The organism is Streptomyces sp. CNT372 (assembly GCF_000377145.1).
On the sequence record NZ_KB897794.1, the window covers coordinates 26032 to 40663 of the forward strand.

Genomic DNA, 14632 nt, shown 5'->3' on the forward strand with positions numbered 1-14632 from the left:
AACGGGATGACGCGCACGCACTGGGCCGCGATCACGGCGGTGGTGCTGGCGCTGCTGTTCGCCGGGGCCGCCACGGTGGCCACGGCGGGCGACGGCGGCGGCAGGTCCGGGGCGGGCACGCCGGCCCCGGACTCGGCGGACGCCGGGTTCGCCCGGGACATGTCGGTCCATCACCAGCAGGCCGTGGAGATGTCGTTCATCGTCCGGGACCGGACGGAGAACGAGGAGATCCGGCGGCTCGCGTACGACATCGCCAACACCCAGGCCAACCAGCGCGGGATGATGCTGGGCTGGCTGGACCTGTGGGGCCTGCCGAAGGTCGAGGCGGGCACCGAGCCGATGGCGTGGATGCACGGACCGGACGCGGGCCGGGGCGGTGACGGCGGCGGCGAGGGCTCCGGACACGGCGGCCACGGGGGTGCGAACGGCCACGGCTCCCCGGACGACGAGGGGCGGCTGATGCCGGGTATGGCCACCAAGGCGGAACTGAAGGAGCTCGGCCGGCTGAGCGGCAAGGAGGCGGAGGTCCTCTACCTCCGGCTGATGATCGCCCACCACAACGGCGGCATCGCGATGGCCGAGGGCTGCGTGGAGCGCTGCGAGGTCGGCGCCGAGCGGAATCTGGCCGGCACGATGGTGCAGGGGCAGGAATCGGAGGTCGAGCTGATGGTGGGCCTGCTGAAGAAGCGGGGCGCGCGGCCGGAGCTCTGAGCCGGGACCCGGCCACGGCGTGTCCGGCCGGCCGGACGGAATCGAAGGTCCCGGACACGAAGGCCGGCCGGACACGAAGGGCCCGGACGCGAAGGGCCCGGACACGAAGGCCGGCCGGACACGAAGGGCCCGGACACGAAGGGCCCGGACACGAAGGCCGGTCGGACCCCGATCGCGGTCGCGGCCGAAGGCCGGACGGGCCGGTCACCCTCGCGGGGGTGGCCGGCCCCTCGGCGTCCGGCGTCCGGCGCCCGAGGCGCGCGACGGGGTGCGCACCCTGTCCCGGGCCCGGGACGGGGTGCGCGTCCGGTGTCGGGCCGGGCGCGGGGCGGGTGCGCGGCGCCGGCCCCGGCGCCGGCGCCGGGCCTCAGCCGGCGGCGACCGCCACCGTCGCCGCCGTCACGGCCAGCATCGCCGCCTGCATCTCCCGGATCGCCTCACGGACCTCGCGTCCCGCCCACTGCCCGTCCGCGATCTCCTTCATCCGCGGCTCGACCTCCTTGCGCGGCACCCGGGGGAACGCGATCCGGTGCAGCTTGGCGCCCTGCAGGAGGGCGACCAGCCCCGCCGTGCGGTCGTCCGGCCGCGCCCCGGCCAGGACCGTGTCCTTCAGACGGGCGCGCAGCTCGCGTTCCACCGTGCCGTCCGCCTCCGGGTAGCGGCGGATGATGAATATGCCGAGGGCGTTGCGCCGCTGCTCGGTGACGAGCCCGCGCCCGACCATGCTCTCGATCGCGGCACGCGGGGCCCTGGCCTGGTCCTTCGTCAGCCAGCTCGCGACCTTGGGGGCGCGGCGCTTGTCGCACCAGTCGGCGAGGGCGGTCAGCCGTCCGTCGAGCAGCGCGTCGCCGACCGGGGTCCGGTCGGTCACGGCGACGCGCTTGCCGGTGACACTCACCCGGCCGGCGAGGGCCAGGTCGAGGACGATGCCGCCCGCGACGGCCCAGGAGGCCGAGGACAGCTCCTTGGCGGCGCCCGACTCGTCGTCCAGGGACAGCAGCATGATCTCTTCACCCAGGCTCACGGGCACGGACGGCTCCCCTCGTCGCACAGCGGTGGTCGGGTGCGCCGGACCGCGCAGGGGCGTTCCGGGGCGCGCACCCGTAAGGACGCGCGGCGGGGCGGCCGGGTTCCGCGCCGTCCGAGGGTCCGGCCGGGGGCCCGTCGGGTCCAGCGGTCCGGTCGGGTCCCGTCGGGTCCGGGGCCCGCCGGTTCCCGCCGGGTCCAGGGGTCGCGTACCCCGGACGGCCCATCGAGAATGGCAGGGGCTCGGGGAACGATCCGACGCAGCACGCAGGAGGCGGAGCCGATGACCACGGCGAAGGACATCATGCACCCCGGGGCGCAGTGGATCCCCGCACACGAGACCCTCGACCGCGCGGCGCAGCTGATGCGCGAGCTGAACGTGGGCGCCCTGCCGATCGCCGACGCCGACGAGCGCCTGTGCGGCATCCTCACCGACCGCGACATCGTCGTGGGCTGTGTGGCCGTGGGGCACGACCCGTCGAAGGTGACGGCGGGTGACATGGCGCAGGGGACGCCGCGCTGGATCGACGCGGGCGCGGACGTGGACGAGGTACTGCGGGAGATGCAGGGCCACCAGATCCGCCGGCTCCCGGTCGTCGAGGACAAGCGCCTGGTCGGCATGATCAGCGAGGCGGACCTCGCCCGGCATCTGAGCGAACCGCAGATCGCGGCCTGGCCGAGCAGGTCTACGCGGCCTCCGGCCCGCGCTGAGCCACCCCGCGCGGGACGGCGGGAGCGCAGGGGCCCGGGCGGCGACGTCGCCGAGCGAGCCGCCTGCGCGCGCGGGACGGCGGGGCGACCAGGAGTGGCCGGCACGGGGTGGAGCACCCCCGCGCGCGGGACGGCGGGACCGCGCCCCACGACCGGGTCCCGGAGCCCCACGGGCGCACCGGAACCGCGCCACGCGCCGGCGCCCCCGTCCGCCCCACGGAAACCCCGGCGGGACCCGGGCCGCGCCCGGCCCTGCCGGGGCGGCCCCGGCCCCGCCGGGGCAGGCTCCTCCCGGCCAGGCCCCGCGACGAAGGTCACGCCCGCCCCCCGCCCCCACCCCGGGACATCGCGTCAGAAAGACGATTACACTGATTCCCGTGCCTCAACTACGCCTCGCCCTGAACCAGATCGACTCGACCGTCGGCGATCTCGCCGGCAACGCCGAGGCGGTCGTGCACTGGACCCGGCACGCCGCCGAGCAGGGAGCGCACCTCGTAGCGTTCCCCGAGATGGTGCTGACCGGCTACCCCGTCGAGGACCTCGCCCTGCGGTCCTCCTTCGTCGACGCCTCCCGCGCCACGCTCAAGGAGCTGGCCGCACGGCTCGCGGCGGAGGGCTTCGGCGAACTGCCCGTGATCGTCGGCTATCTGGACCGCGCCGAGACCGCGCAGCCCAAGTACGGCCAGCCGGCCGGCGCCCCGCGCAACGCGGCGGCCGTGCTGCACCGCGGCGCCGTCGCGCTCACCTTCGCCAAGCACCACCTGCCGAACTACGGCGTCTTCGACGAGTTCCGCTACTTCGTGCCCGGCGACACCCTGCCGGTGATCCGCGTGCACGGTGTGGACGTCGCCCTCGCGATCTGCGAGGACCTCTGGCAGGACGGCGGCCGGGTCCCGGCGGCCCGCAGCGCGGGCGCGGGCCTGCTGGTGTCCGTCAACGCCTCCCCGTACGAGCGGGAGAAGGACGACACCCGGCTGGAGCTGGTGCGCAAGCGCGCCCAGGAGGCGGGCTGCACCACCGCGTACCTGGCGATGATCGGGGGACAGGACGAGCTGGTCTTCGACGGCGACTCGATCGTGGTGGGCGCCGACGGCAACGTGATCGCGCGGGCCCCGCAGTTCTCCGAGGGCAGCGTCCTGATCGACCTGGACCTGCCCGCCGCCGCGGCCCTGCCCGTCACGGGCACCGTGGACGACGGGCTGCGCATCGACCGGGTGGTCCTCTCCGAGGAGCCGCTGCCCGCCTACGAGCCGGAGCTGACCGGCGGGTACGCGGAGCGCCTGGACGACGACGAGGAGATCTACACCGCCCTGGTCGTCGGGCTGCGCGCCTATGCCGCGAAGAACGGTTTCCGCTCGGTGATCATCGGCCTCTCCGGGGGTATCGACTCGGCCCTGGTCGCGGCCATCGCCTGCGACGCCCTGGGCGCGCAGAACGTGTACGGCGTCTCGATGCCGTCCAAGTACAGCTCGGACCACTCCAAGGGCGACGCGGCCGAGCTGGCCCGCCGCACCGGGCTGAACTTCCGCACCGTGCCCATCGAGCCGATGTTCGACGCGTACATGACGTCCCTCGGTCTGACCGGTCTCGCCGAGGAGAACCTCCAGTCGCGGCTGCGCGGCACGATGCTGATGGCCCTCTCCAACCAGGAGGGGCACATCGTCCTCGCGCCGGGCAACAAGTCCGAGCTGGCGGTGGGTTACTCGACCCTGTACGGCGACTCGGTCGGCGCGTACGGGCCGATCAAGGACGTCTACAAGACGACCGTGTTCCGGCTCGCGAAGTGGCGCAACCGGGCCGCCGGGGAGCGCGGCCAGACCCCGCCGATCCCGGAGGCGTCCATCACCAAGCCGCCGAGCGCCGAGCTGCGCCCCGGCCAGGTGGACACCGACTCGCTGCCCGACTACGACGTCCTGGACCGGATCCTGGAGCTGTACGTGGACCGGGACCAGGGCAAGGACGCCATCGTGGCGGCCGGGTTCGACGAGGAGCTGGTGGCGAAGACCCTGCGGATGGTCGACACCGCCGAGTACAAGCGGCGCCAGTACCCGCCGGGTACCAAGATCTCCGCCAAGGGCTTCGGCAAGGACCGGCGCCTGCCCATCACGAACCGCTGGCGGGAGACGACCGGCGGCTGACACCGGTCCCGGCCGGCTCGCCGCCGGACTCGCCTCGCGTCACCCTCTGAGCCGACCGGGCTCAGAGGGTGACGCGGGCCGCCACCGGGAGATGGTCGCTGTCGGTGCGCGGCAGGGTCCAGGACGCGAGCGGCTCCACACCCCGCACCATGATCTGGTCGATCCGGGCCAGCGGGAACGAGGCCGGCCAGCTGAAGCCCATCCCGTCGCCCGCCGCGCCCTGGGTGGAGCGGAGCTGGGAGGTGACCGCGTTCAGCGCGCGGTCGTTCATGGTGCCGTTGAGGTCGCCGAGGAGGACCACCCGCTCGTGGCGGGCGCGGGCGATGGCCTCGCCGAGGGCGTCCGCGCTGGCGTCCCGCTGCCCGGCGGTGAAGCCCGCGTTCATCTTCACCCGCACCGAGGGCAGATGGGCCACGTACACCTCGACGGGCTTGTCCGGCACCGCGACCGTGGCGCGCAGGGCGCGGTCCCAGCCGAGGCGGATGTCGACGGCGGACACCCCGGTGAGCGGGTACGTGCTCCACAGCCCGACCGTGCCCTTGACCACGTGGTACGGGAACTCCTCGGCCAGGGCCCGCTCGTAGGCGGCCACCTTGCCGGCGGGCAGCTCCTGGAGGGCGAGGACCTGGGCGCCCGAATCGACCATCTCGCGGGCGGTGCCGGCCGGGTCCGGGTTCTCGGCGTTCACGTTGTGGGAGACGACCATCAGCTCGCCGTCGGAGGCCGAGGACTTGCTCGTCAGCAGGCCGCCGAAGAGGTTCAGCCAGACGACCACCGGCAGCAGCAGGGCCACCAGCGCCGTCGCCGAGCGGCGCACCAGCGCGCCCACCAGGATCACCGGCACGAACAGGCCGAGCCACGGGAGGAAGGTCTCCGTGAGACTGCCGAGGTTGCCGATCCGGTTGGGAATCTGGGCGTGCAGGATCATGGTGAGCGCCACCACCACGGCGAGGGCCGCGAGCAGCGCCCCGCGCCGCCAGATGCCCCGGTCGCCGCGCCACCGGTCGAGCAGGACCCGCAGGCGGGGTCCCGATGGCCGGGTGCCCGTCGTGTCGCTGTCCGTCTCCGCCGTGTACGCCTGCGCCATAGAGCTGTCCTCACTGCTGTGCTGCCACACCACCGGGTCCGCCGTGGGGCGTCCCGCAGCGCCGCCGCCCACGGGTCCGTCGGACGACCCCGCGGGGCCGGACCGGGAGCGCCGTGCGGACGTCGGGAGCCCCTGCGCGCCCCCCGGTCCGTCCCGGGAATCCCGCCGGGCCCGCCCCGGGAGAGACCCTAGGCGATGATCGCGTCCGCCCGGCCCCGAGGGGACGGCGTCACACGTTCCAGGACGAGCGCCCCTCCTCCCGGGTTCCTGGCGTCCGCCCTGGTCGGGACGCTGTGACAGAACGCGCACATTCGGCGTGGCGGGCCCGGGGGACCCCTCGGCGGCGGCCCCCTTCCGCGCGGGCGGCACGAAGTGCCACCATGGAGGGGATCCGGGGACGCCGTCAGGGCGCCTCGAGATGACGAACAGGGAGCCGATCAGCCATGACGCTTCAGGCTGCGCAGAACCAGCCCGCGGGGCCCTCCGCCGGCAGCACGGGCGGCCCGGCCGCCGGGAAGACCGACAGCAAGGCGCTGTACGGGGGCGCTCAGACCCGCCGCATCACCGTCCACGACATCACCGCCGCCAAGGAGCGCGGTGAGAAGTGGCCCATGCTCACCGCCTACGACGCGATGACCGCGTCCGTCTTCGACGAGGCCGGCATCCCGGTCATCCTGGTCGGCGACTCCATGGGCAACTGCCACCTCGGCTACGAGACCACCGTGCCCGTCACCATGGACGAGATGACCCTGCTCTCCGCCGCGGTGGTACGCGGCACCAAGCGCGCCCTCGTCATCGGCGACCTGCCGTTCGGCTCGTACCAGGAGGGCCCGGTCCAGGCCCTTCGCAACGCGACCCGGCTGGTCAAGGAGGCCGGGGTCGGGGCCGTGAAGCTGGAGGGCGGCGAGCGCTCGCTCGCGCAGACCGAGCTGATCGTCGAGTCCGGCATCCCCGTCGTCTCCCACCTGGGTCTGACCCCGCAGTCCGTGAACACCATGGGCTACCGGGTGCAGGGCCGCGGCGACGAGGCGGCGCACCGGCTGCTGCGGGACGCCAAGGCCGCGCAGGACGCGGGCGCGTTCGCCGTGGTGCTGGAGCTGGTGCCGGCCGAGCTGGCCGCCGAGGTGACCCGCTCCCTGCACATCCCGACCGTGGGCATCGGTGCGGGCGACGGCACGGACGCCCAGGTCCTGGTGTGGACGGACATGGCCGGTCTGACCGGCGGCAAGGTCCCGCGCTTCACCAAGCAGTACGCGAACCTGCGGCAGACCCTCGGCGACGCGGCGAGGGCCTTCGCCCAGGACGTCGCGGGCGGGGCCTTCCCCGCCGAGGAGCACGCCTTCCACTGACCATCTCCGGCACCACGACAGCCCGCCGATCTTCCCCCGTCGGCGGGCTGTCGCCGTTCCCGGGCGCCCGCGAAACCCGTCCCGGTCTCCAGGAACCGGCGCGACCCCGTGGACGTTGTCCCGTTGTCACACTCCGTCACGGCCGCCGCCGTGGCGGCCGAGCACGGGAGCCGCGTCCATGTCCACCGCCACCGCCAGGCGCCACAGCGACCGACGGATCAGCCCTGTCTTCCTGGGCATCCTCGCCGTCATGGCCGTCTCCGGCTGGGCCGTGTGGACGGGCTTCGCGGCGCAGCCCGGCGTGGCCGTGTTCCTCTTCGTGCTCTCGGCGTGGATCGTCTCCCTCTGCCTCCACGAGTACGCGCACGCCCGCACCGCCCTGCACAGCGGGGACCTGTCGATCGGCGCCAAGGGCTATCTGACGCTGAACCCGCTGAAGTACACCCACGCCCTGCTGAGCATCGTGCTGCCGGTGCTGTTCGTGATCATGGGCGGGCTGGGTCTGCCCGGCGGCGCGGTCTTCATCGAGCGGCACCGGATCAGGGGGCGCTGGAGACACAGCCTGATCTCGGCCGCGGGGCCGCTGACCAATGTGCTGTTCGCCGTCGTGTGCACCGCGCCGTTCTGGCTCGGCGCTCTGGACGGGGTGCCGCTGCCCTTCGTCCTCGCCCTGGCGTTCCTGGCACTGCTCCAGGTCACGGCCGCGATCCTGAACTTCCTGCCCGTCCCGGGCCTGGACGGTTACGGCGTGCTCGAACCCTGGCTGCCGCACCGGCTGCGCCGCCAGGTGGAGCCCTTCGCCCCGTTCGGCCTGCTGGCGGTCTTCGCCCTGCTGTGGATACCGGGGGTGAACGCGGTCTTCTTCGACGCGGTGTACGCGCTGATGGACGGGCTGGGCGTGCCCCGGGAGGCGGTCTACTGCGGCCGGGAGCTGTTCCAGTTCTGGGAGGGGCAGTCCGGCTTCTGCGCCGTGCCGGTGGACTGAGCCACCGCCCGTGGACTGAGCCGGGGCAGGACCAGCCGGTGGGCCCGTGAGCGGGCCTGCCGTCGGCCGGCGGACCGCGGTCGGCGCCGGGGCCGCCCGGGTCAGGCGGAGGCGGCCTCGCGCTCGGCCCGGGCCCGGCGCACGTAGTACCAGGCCATGTTCGAGGAGACCCCGGCGAGCAGCACCCACACGATGCCGAGCCACATGCCCTGTGCGAAGGACACCACGGCGGCGACGACCGCGAGCACGCAGACGACGAGGGCGTAGAGAGCGAGGCGGGGCATGGGGTACGGCTCCTGTCCGGGTCCTGCGGTCGGGGTTCCCCGAGGGGTACGCGGGGATACGTCCCGTCCAGTGTCCCCCATGCCCGGCGCGCACCCGTCCGTGGCCCGCCGCAGCGGGCCACGGACGGGCCGGGCACCGACCGCGCCCGGGCCGGGCGCGGTCTACACGTCGGTGACGCGCAGGCCCGCGTGTGCCTTGTAGCGGCGGTTCACGGAGATCAGGTTGGCGACGAGGGACTCCACCTGGTGCGCGTTGCGCAGCCGCCCGGCGAACACCCCGCGCATGCCCGGGATGCGGGCGGTGAGCGCCTGCACCACATCGGTGTCGGCGCGGGACTCGCCGAGCACCATCACATCGGTGTCGATCTCCTCGATCGAGGCGTCCTGGAGCAGCACCGCGGAGAGGTGGTGGAAGGCGGCGGTCACCCGCGAGTCCGGCAGCAGGGCGGCGGCCTGCTCGGCGGCGCTGCCCTCCTCCGGCTTGAGCGCGTAGGCGCCCTTCTTGTCGAAGCCGAGCGGGTTGACGCAGTCGACGACGATCTTGCCGGCCAGTTCCTCGCGAAGGCTCTCCAGGGTCTTGGCATGGCCGTCCCACGGCACCGCGACGATCACGACGTCGCTGCGCCGCGCGCACTCCGCGTTGTCGGCGCCCTCGATGCCGAGACCCAGCTCGGCGGCGGCGGACCCGGCCCGCTCGGCGGCCCGTGAACCGATGATCACCTTCTGGCCGGCGCGGGCCAGCCGGTAGGCCAGCCCCCGGCCCTGGTCGCCCGTCCCGCCGAGGACGCCGACGACGAGTCCGGATACGTCGGGGAGGTCCCAGGGGTCCTTGGCCGGGGCCTTCGCGGGGGCGCCCGCAGTGTTGTCGGAAGTCATGGGCCCGAGCCTATCCGTGGCCGTCCGCACACGAACGGGTGAGCCCGCCCCCGGTTCCGGCCCCGGCGCTCCCGGCGGGCCGGAGGATACGGAGGCATGGACGCCGTACGGGTCGCGCTGCTGCGCGAGGTGCTCGCCGGGACGGAGTGGCCGTGGGCCGCCCGGCACTTCGCGCGGGCGCTGCGGGCCTCGGCCGGGCGCCGCCGGGGCGGGCTGCTGCTGGTGGGGACCGAGGCGTACGAGCCGTGGCACATGGCGGCACACCTGGTGGACGAGGCGGCCTGGTCGGGGCGTCCGGAGCTGGAGCCGGTCCTGGTCCGGCACCGGGTGAGCCCCGGCGACCCGGCCCATCTGGCGGTGGGGCTGGGCCGGCTGGAGACGGCCCGCCGGGGGGAGACCCTGCTGGTGGTGGCGCCGGGGCTGCCCGGGGAGGCTCTGCTGGAGCGGGTGCACGACGCCCGCCGGGCGGGGGCGACGGTCCTGGCGCTGGAGGGCGGCGAGCCGGAGGTGCGCGGACTGGCGCACGAGGCGCTGACGGTGGGGCCGGGGGCCGAGGTGGACATCGACGTGGTGCAGCATCTGGTGAGCGCCGCCGTCGGGGAGAACGGCGTCCCGGTGCCGCGCGGGAGCGGGCGGCGGCGGTTGCGCGACCGTCTCTCCCGTCTGGCGGACCAGCTCACCGCCCCGCCACCGGACCCCTGGTAGCCCGGACCCCTGGTAGCCCGGGCCCCGCGGTCCGCGCCGGCCGGCGCTCCACGTGCTCGCCGACCGGCCGTCCGCCGAACCCGCCCCGGGGCCCGCGCCGGGAGCCGCATCCCGCTCGGACGAAAACGGCTTGCCGCCCGGGTCTCCACCGTCCGAACATGACCCGTTGTGACATCCAAGCTCACCGCGGTCCTGCCCGACCTCTCCCCCTGGCGCTCGTCGCGCGACTTCCGCCTCCTGTGGGTACAGGGGCTGGTCACCTACTTCGGCAGCTTCATGGCGCTCATCGCCCTGCCGCTCCAGATCAAGGAGCTCACCGGCTCGCCGCTCGCGGTCGGTGCCATGGGCGCGGTGGAACTGGTGCCGCTGGTCGTGTTCGGCCTGTACGGCGGGGCGCTCGCCGACGCGGTGGACCGCAAGCGGCTGATCCTCGGCACCGAGGCCGGTCTCGGTGTCCTCGCGGTGATCCTGCTGGTCAACGCGATGCTCCCGGAGCCGCTGCTGTGGCCCCTGTACGTCGTCGCGGCGGGCGTCTCCGCGCTGGCCGGTCTCCAGCGTCCCGCGCTGGACTCCCTGCTGGCCCGGATCGTCCCGCACGACCAGCTCACGGCGGCGGCCGCGCTGAACGCCCTGCGCTGGCAGCTCGGCGCCATCGCCGGCCCCGCCCTCGCGGGTGTGGTGGTCGCCTACGCGGGCCACGCCACGGCCTACGCGGTGACCGTCGTGGGCTTCGCCGCGTCCGTGGTGCTCTGCCTGGGCCTCGCCCCCGCGCCGCCCGCGCACGACGCGGAGAAGCCCTCACTGCGCGGTATCGCGGAGGGCGCCCGGTACGCGTGGAGCCGTCCGGTGCTGCTGGGCACCTACGCGATCGACCTGGCCGCGATGTTCTTCGCCTTCCCGAACACGATCTTCCCCTTCCTCGCGGACGATCTGGACGCCGAGTGGTCGCTCGGCCTGATGTACGCGGCGGGGTCGGTCGGATCGGTGGTGCTCAGCCTGACCAGCGGCTGGACCTCGCGGGTCCGCCGGCACGGGCTGCTGGTGGTCTTCGGGGCGACGGGCTGGGGCCTGGCGATCCTCGCCGCGGGCTGGTTCTCCAACGTCTGGCTGGTGCTGCTCTGTCTGGCCTTCGCCGGGGCGGGCGACATGCTCAGCGGGCTGGGCCGCTCGACCATCTGGAACCAGACGATCCCCGAGGAGCTGCGCGGCCGGCTGGCGGGCATCGAGGTGCTGTCGTACAGCGTGGGCCCGCAGCTCGGGCAGGTCCGCGCGGGTGCGACGGCGGGCTGGACGGGCACCCGGACCGCGATCTGGAGCGGCGGCCTGGCGTGCGTGGCGGCCGTCGGCCTGCTGACGGCGGCGCTGCCGAAGCTGGTGACCTACGACGCGACCACGGACGAGGACGCGGTCCGGCGGCGCGCCCAGAAGGAGGCGGCGGAAGGCGAGGCGGCGGACGCCTGACCGCGACGCCTGACCGCGCGGGCCCGGAACCCGCGGGCGGGCCCGGAGCCCACGGGCGGAGCCGGAGCCCACGGGCGGAACCGGGCGCGCGAGCGCGGCCGGGGAGCGAGCGCGGAACCCACGGGCGGAACCGGGGCGCGAGCCCGCAGCACGCGGGCGGCGCGCCGGCCCGGGACTCGCTCCCCGGACCGGCGCGCCGCCCTGCCGGTCACTCCCCCGGTCACTCCCCGCCGGACCGGGGGCCCTCCCCCGGCCGGGGAGCGTCGTGCCAGCGGGGGTCGTTCTCCCACTCCAGGTTGCGTTCGCGCGCGGTGTCCATCGCGTGCTGGGCCTCCTGCCGTGAGGCGTACGGTCCGAAGCGGTCCTTCGCGGGGCACTCCGGCCCCTCCTCGACCTTCTTGTGCTCCAGGCAGTAGTACCACTCGCCCGGCTTGCCGACCGTGCGCTTCTTGAACAGGGCCATGGTGAGCTCCTTCCTCTGATCCATGCTGCCCCGCCCCGGCTGGTTAGACTCGCTCGCATGTCTGGCCAGTCGCTGCTCGTACCGGGGACGCTCTCCCCCACCCGCTCCGTCCCCGCGTCCATCCGGCGCCCCGAGTACGTCGGGAAGCCCGCGCCGACGCCCTACACCGGGCCGGAGGTGCAGGACGCCGAGACCGTCGAGCGGATGCGCGTCGCCGGGCGCCTCGCCGCGCAGGCGATGGAGGCGGCCGCCAAGCACATCGCGCCCGGTGTGACCACGGACGAACTGGACCGGGTCGCGCACGAGTTCCTGTGCGACCACGGCGCCTACCCGTCGACCCTCGGCTACCGGGGCTTCCCCAAGTCGCTGTGCGCCTCGGTCAACGAGGTGATCTGCCACGGCATCCCGGACTCCACGGTCCTGCGGGACGGCGACATCGTGAACCTCGACGTCACGGCGTTCATCGGCGGTGTGCACGGCGACAACAACGCGACCTACCTCTGCGGTGACGTGGACGAGGAGTCCCGGCTGCTGGTGGAACGCACCCGGGAGTCGCTGAACCGCGCGATCAAGGCGGTCAAGCCGGGCCGCCAGGTCAATGTGATCGGCCGGGTGATCGAGTCGTACGCGAAGCGTTTCGGCTACGGCGTGGTCCGCGACTTCACCGGCCACGGGATCAACTCCTCGTTCCACTCCGGTCTGATCATCCCGCACTACGACGCCGCCCACGCGACGACGGTGATCCAGCCGGGCATGACGTTCACCATCGAGCCGATGCTCACCCTGGGGACGCACGAGTACGACATGTGGGAGGACGGCTGGACCGTGGTCACCAAGGACCGCAAGCGGACGGCGCAGTTCGAGCACACGCTCGTGGTGACGGACACGGGCGCGGAGATCCTGACCCTGCCCTGACGCGCTGCCCTCCTCCCCTCCCCCTTCTCCGCCCGGCTCCGGCCCGGGACGGCCCGCCCGCGCGGCGCCGTCCCGGGCCGGACGCGTTTCCGGCCGGCGGCGTTCCGGCGGTGGCGTTTCCGGGCGCTGGTCGGGGAAGATACTTACCGACAGCCTGTCGGAAACCAGTTGACTTAGGTAAGCCTAAGTACGAGGATCGTAGCTGGTTCCCTTCCCTTCCGGTCCCGGAGGTCCGCCTTGGACACGCCCTTCTCCACGCAGATCCGTGTCGCCTCGCACGAGCAGCACACCGAGGCGGAGACCTCGCCCTTCATGGGGCACCTCCTCGGCGGCAAACTGGGCGTGGAGGCGTACACCCGCTACACCGAGCAGCTCTGGTTCGTGTACCGCGCGCTGGAGGACGCGGCCGAGGCGCTCCGCGAGGACCCGGTAGCCGGGCCGTTCGTCCGCCCGGAGCTGATGCGCACGGCGGCGCTGGAGCGCGACCTCGCGCATCTGCGCGGCCCCGACTGGGCGGCGGGTCTGGCCCCGCTGCCCGCCACCGAGGCGTACGCGGCGAGGGTGGCGGAGTGCGCGCGCACCTGGCCGGGCGGCTATGTGGCGCACCACTACACCCGCTACCTCGGTGACCTGTCCGGCGGCCAGATCATCCGCGACCGCGCGGAGAAGACCTGGGGCTTCGCCCGCAAGGGCGACGGCGTCCGCTTCTACGTCTTCGAGGAGATCGGCAACCCGGCGGCCTTCAAGCGCGAGTACCGCGCCCTGCTGGACGCGGTGCCGGCGGACGACCTGGAGAAGCAGCGGATCGTCGACGAGTGCAAGCGGGCGTTCGACTGCAACGGGGCCGTCTTCCGCGAGCTGAGCACGGAGTTCCCGCTCAGCGCGTGACGCCCTCGCGCGGGCATGCGCCCACCGCCGCAGAAACATACGAACACCGATACGGAGGCACCGGCGCCCACACCGCCTCGGCGCGGCCGCCCCAGGGGGTGGCCGCGCCGTACTCGTTGTCCGACGCGCGTCCGGCGCGCCCGGCGCGACCCGCGCGTCAGCCCGTCGGGGTGGCGTCCGGCAGGGTCACCGCGTGCGGGAGGCGGGAGCGGCCCGAGGTGCGCGGGGTCAGGGGGGCGATACGCAGGCCGGGGGCGGCGGCGGGCGGGGCCGGGCGGGTGGCGGCGGGGGACGCGAGACGGACCCGGCCGCCGATCTCCACGATGCCGTCGGGGCCCGGGGCGGTGAGGATCTGGGAGCCGCGCCCCTGGGTGATGTTGAGTGCCCGGCCCAGCGCCTCCGTCAGCAGCAGCGCCGCGGCGCCCGTCGCCTCGTCCTCGTCCACGCCGTCCCCGCGCCGGGGGAAGCCGCGGGCGCGGACCCGGCCGGCCGCCTCGTCCTCCCAGGCCCACGCGTAGAGCCAGCCCTCCCCGGGCGGGGGCGCGGGCAGGGCGTCGACCTCCGCGGGGGACGCGTACCGCGTCAGCACCCGCGGAGTGACCCAGTCGGCGCGGGCGGTGATCCAGGTGAACTCCCCGTCGTGGCGCGCCCATACCTCGCCCACCGGCGGGTGCACGGACTCCAGGTCCAGCAGCCACGCGGTGCCGACGAGGGGGTGGCCGGCGAAGGTGAGCCGGGTGCCGGGGGTGTAGAGGTCGACGACACCGCGCTCCGGGTCGTCGACGAACACCGTCTCGCTGTAGCCGAGTTCGGCGGCCAGGGCCTGCCGTGACGCCCGGTCCGGGCAGCTGCGCGGATCGCGCACCACACCGAGGGCGTTGCCGAACCGGCCGTCGCCGGCGCAGAACACGCGGAGCACGTCGAGTTCCTTCACCCCGGCATTGAAGCACCTCCCCCCGCACGGCCGCCGCCCCCTGCGGGAAGCCGGGGGCGGCGGCCGGCGCGCGGCCGGGACAGGGCGACGGAAGCCCCG

General features: G+C 74.3%; 14 protein-coding genes and 1 pseudogene. 9 read left to right on the top strand and 6 right to left on the bottom strand.

Going from position 1 to position 14632, the window contains the following annotated elements; genetic code table 11:
* The first annotated feature begins 6 nt into the window (after positions 1–6).
* A complete protein-coding gene (locus C593_RS0127445) occupies positions 7–711 on the top strand; it encodes a DUF305 domain-containing protein (protein WP_020610408.1) in 705 nt (234 codons plus the stop codon).
* A 367-nt stretch (positions 712–1078) separates the two neighbouring features.
* On the opposite strand, the gene C593_RS0127450 is transcribed toward C593_RS0127445, so the two are convergent.
* Entirely contained in the window at positions 1079–1741 is a 663-nt protein-coding gene (locus C593_RS0127450) for a GOLPH3/VPS74 family protein (RefSeq protein WP_018850536.1), read from the bottom strand.
* A 279-nt stretch (positions 1742–2020) separates the two neighbouring features.
* Here C593_RS0127450 and C593_RS32125 point away from each other — a divergent pair.
* Both C593_RS32125 and C593_RS0127455 read left to right on the top strand, forming a co-directional pair.
* Positions 2021–2448, top strand: a pseudogene (locus C593_RS32125) (CBS domain-containing protein).
* A 377-nt stretch (positions 2449–2825) separates the two neighbouring features.
* Entirely contained in the window at positions 2826–4586 is a 1761-nt protein-coding gene (locus C593_RS0127455; protein WP_018850537.1) for an NAD+ synthase, read from the top strand.
* A gap of 61 nt (positions 4587–4647) precedes the next feature.
* Here the strand turns inward: C593_RS0127455 and C593_RS0127460 are convergent, their stop codons facing one another.
* On the bottom strand, positions 4648–5673 hold the full coding sequence (locus tag C593_RS0127460) for an endonuclease/exonuclease/phosphatase family protein (RefSeq protein WP_018850538.1): 1026 nt from the start codon (positions 5671–5673) through the stop codon (positions 4648–4650).
* A gap of 443 nt (positions 5674–6116) precedes the next feature.
* Between C593_RS0127460 and panB the strand changes: the two genes are divergently transcribed.
* Both panB and C593_RS0127470 read left to right on the top strand, forming a co-directional pair.
* Positions 6117–7022 carry a 3-methyl-2-oxobutanoate hydroxymethyltransferase gene (panB, locus tag C593_RS0127465; RefSeq protein ID WP_018850539.1) on the top strand — a complete coding sequence of 302 codons (906 nt, stop codon included), beginning with the start codon at positions 6117–6119 and terminating at the stop codon, positions 7020–7022.
* A gap of 178 nt (positions 7023–7200) precedes the next feature.
* Positions 7201–8007 (top strand): site-2 protease family protein, encoded by an 807-nt coding sequence (locus tag C593_RS0127470; protein ID WP_018850540.1) that lies wholly within the window; start codon positions 7201–7203, stop codon positions 8005–8007.
* Positions 8008–8108: 101 nt separating this feature from the next.
* Here the strand turns inward: C593_RS0127470 and C593_RS0127475 are convergent, their stop codons facing one another.
* Both C593_RS0127475 and npdG read right to left on the bottom strand, forming a co-directional pair.
* Positions 8109–8372: a hypothetical protein gene (locus C593_RS0127475; RefSeq protein WP_486591197.1), complete on the bottom strand. Its 264-nt coding sequence runs from the start codon at positions 8370–8372 to the stop codon at positions 8109–8111.
* 81 nt (positions 8373–8453) lie between these two features.
* Positions 8454–9167 (bottom strand): NADPH-dependent F420 reductase, encoded by a 714-nt coding sequence (gene npdG / locus C593_RS0127480; RefSeq protein ID WP_018850542.1) that lies wholly within the window; start codon positions 9165–9167, stop codon positions 8454–8456.
* A gap of 96 nt (positions 9168–9263) precedes the next feature.
* Between npdG and C593_RS0127485 the strand changes: the two genes are divergently transcribed.
* Together C593_RS0127485 and C593_RS0127490 are read left to right on the top strand one after the other, a co-directional pair.
* Positions 9264–9872, top strand: a complete 609-nt coding sequence (locus tag C593_RS0127485) for a hypothetical protein (RefSeq protein WP_018850543.1) — start codon at positions 9264–9266, stop codon at positions 9870–9872.
* 168 nt (positions 9873–10040) lie between these two features.
* Positions 10041–11333, top strand: a complete 1293-nt coding sequence (locus tag C593_RS0127490) for an MFS transporter (protein WP_018850544.1) — start codon at positions 10041–10043, stop codon at positions 11331–11333.
* A 220-nt stretch (positions 11334–11553) separates the two neighbouring features.
* Here the strand turns inward: C593_RS0127490 and C593_RS0127495 are convergent, their stop codons facing one another.
* Positions 11554–11796, bottom strand: coding sequence for a hypothetical protein (locus C593_RS0127495; RefSeq protein ID WP_018850545.1), 243 nt, complete (start codon positions 11794–11796; stop codon positions 11554–11556).
* A 57-nt stretch (positions 11797–11853) separates the two neighbouring features.
* Between C593_RS0127495 and map the strand changes: the two genes are divergently transcribed.
* Together map and C593_RS0127505 are read left to right on the top strand one after the other, a co-directional pair.
* Positions 11854–12711 carry a type I methionyl aminopeptidase gene (map, locus tag C593_RS0127500; protein ID WP_018850546.1) on the top strand — a complete coding sequence of 286 codons (858 nt, stop codon included), beginning with the start codon at positions 11854–11856 and terminating at the stop codon, positions 12709–12711.
* A 237-nt stretch (positions 12712–12948) separates the two neighbouring features.
* Positions 12949–13599, top strand: coding sequence for a biliverdin-producing heme oxygenase (locus tag C593_RS0127505; protein WP_018850547.1), 651 nt, complete (start codon positions 12949–12951; stop codon positions 13597–13599).
* A 157-nt stretch (positions 13600–13756) separates the two neighbouring features.
* Here C593_RS0127505 and C593_RS0127510 read toward each other — a convergent pair whose 3' ends face one another.
* Positions 13757–14533 carry a PhzF family phenazine biosynthesis protein gene (locus C593_RS0127510; protein WP_018850548.1) on the bottom strand — a complete coding sequence of 259 codons (777 nt, stop codon included), beginning with the start codon at positions 14531–14533 and terminating at the stop codon, positions 13757–13759.
* Positions 14534–14632: the final 99 nt, after the last annotated feature.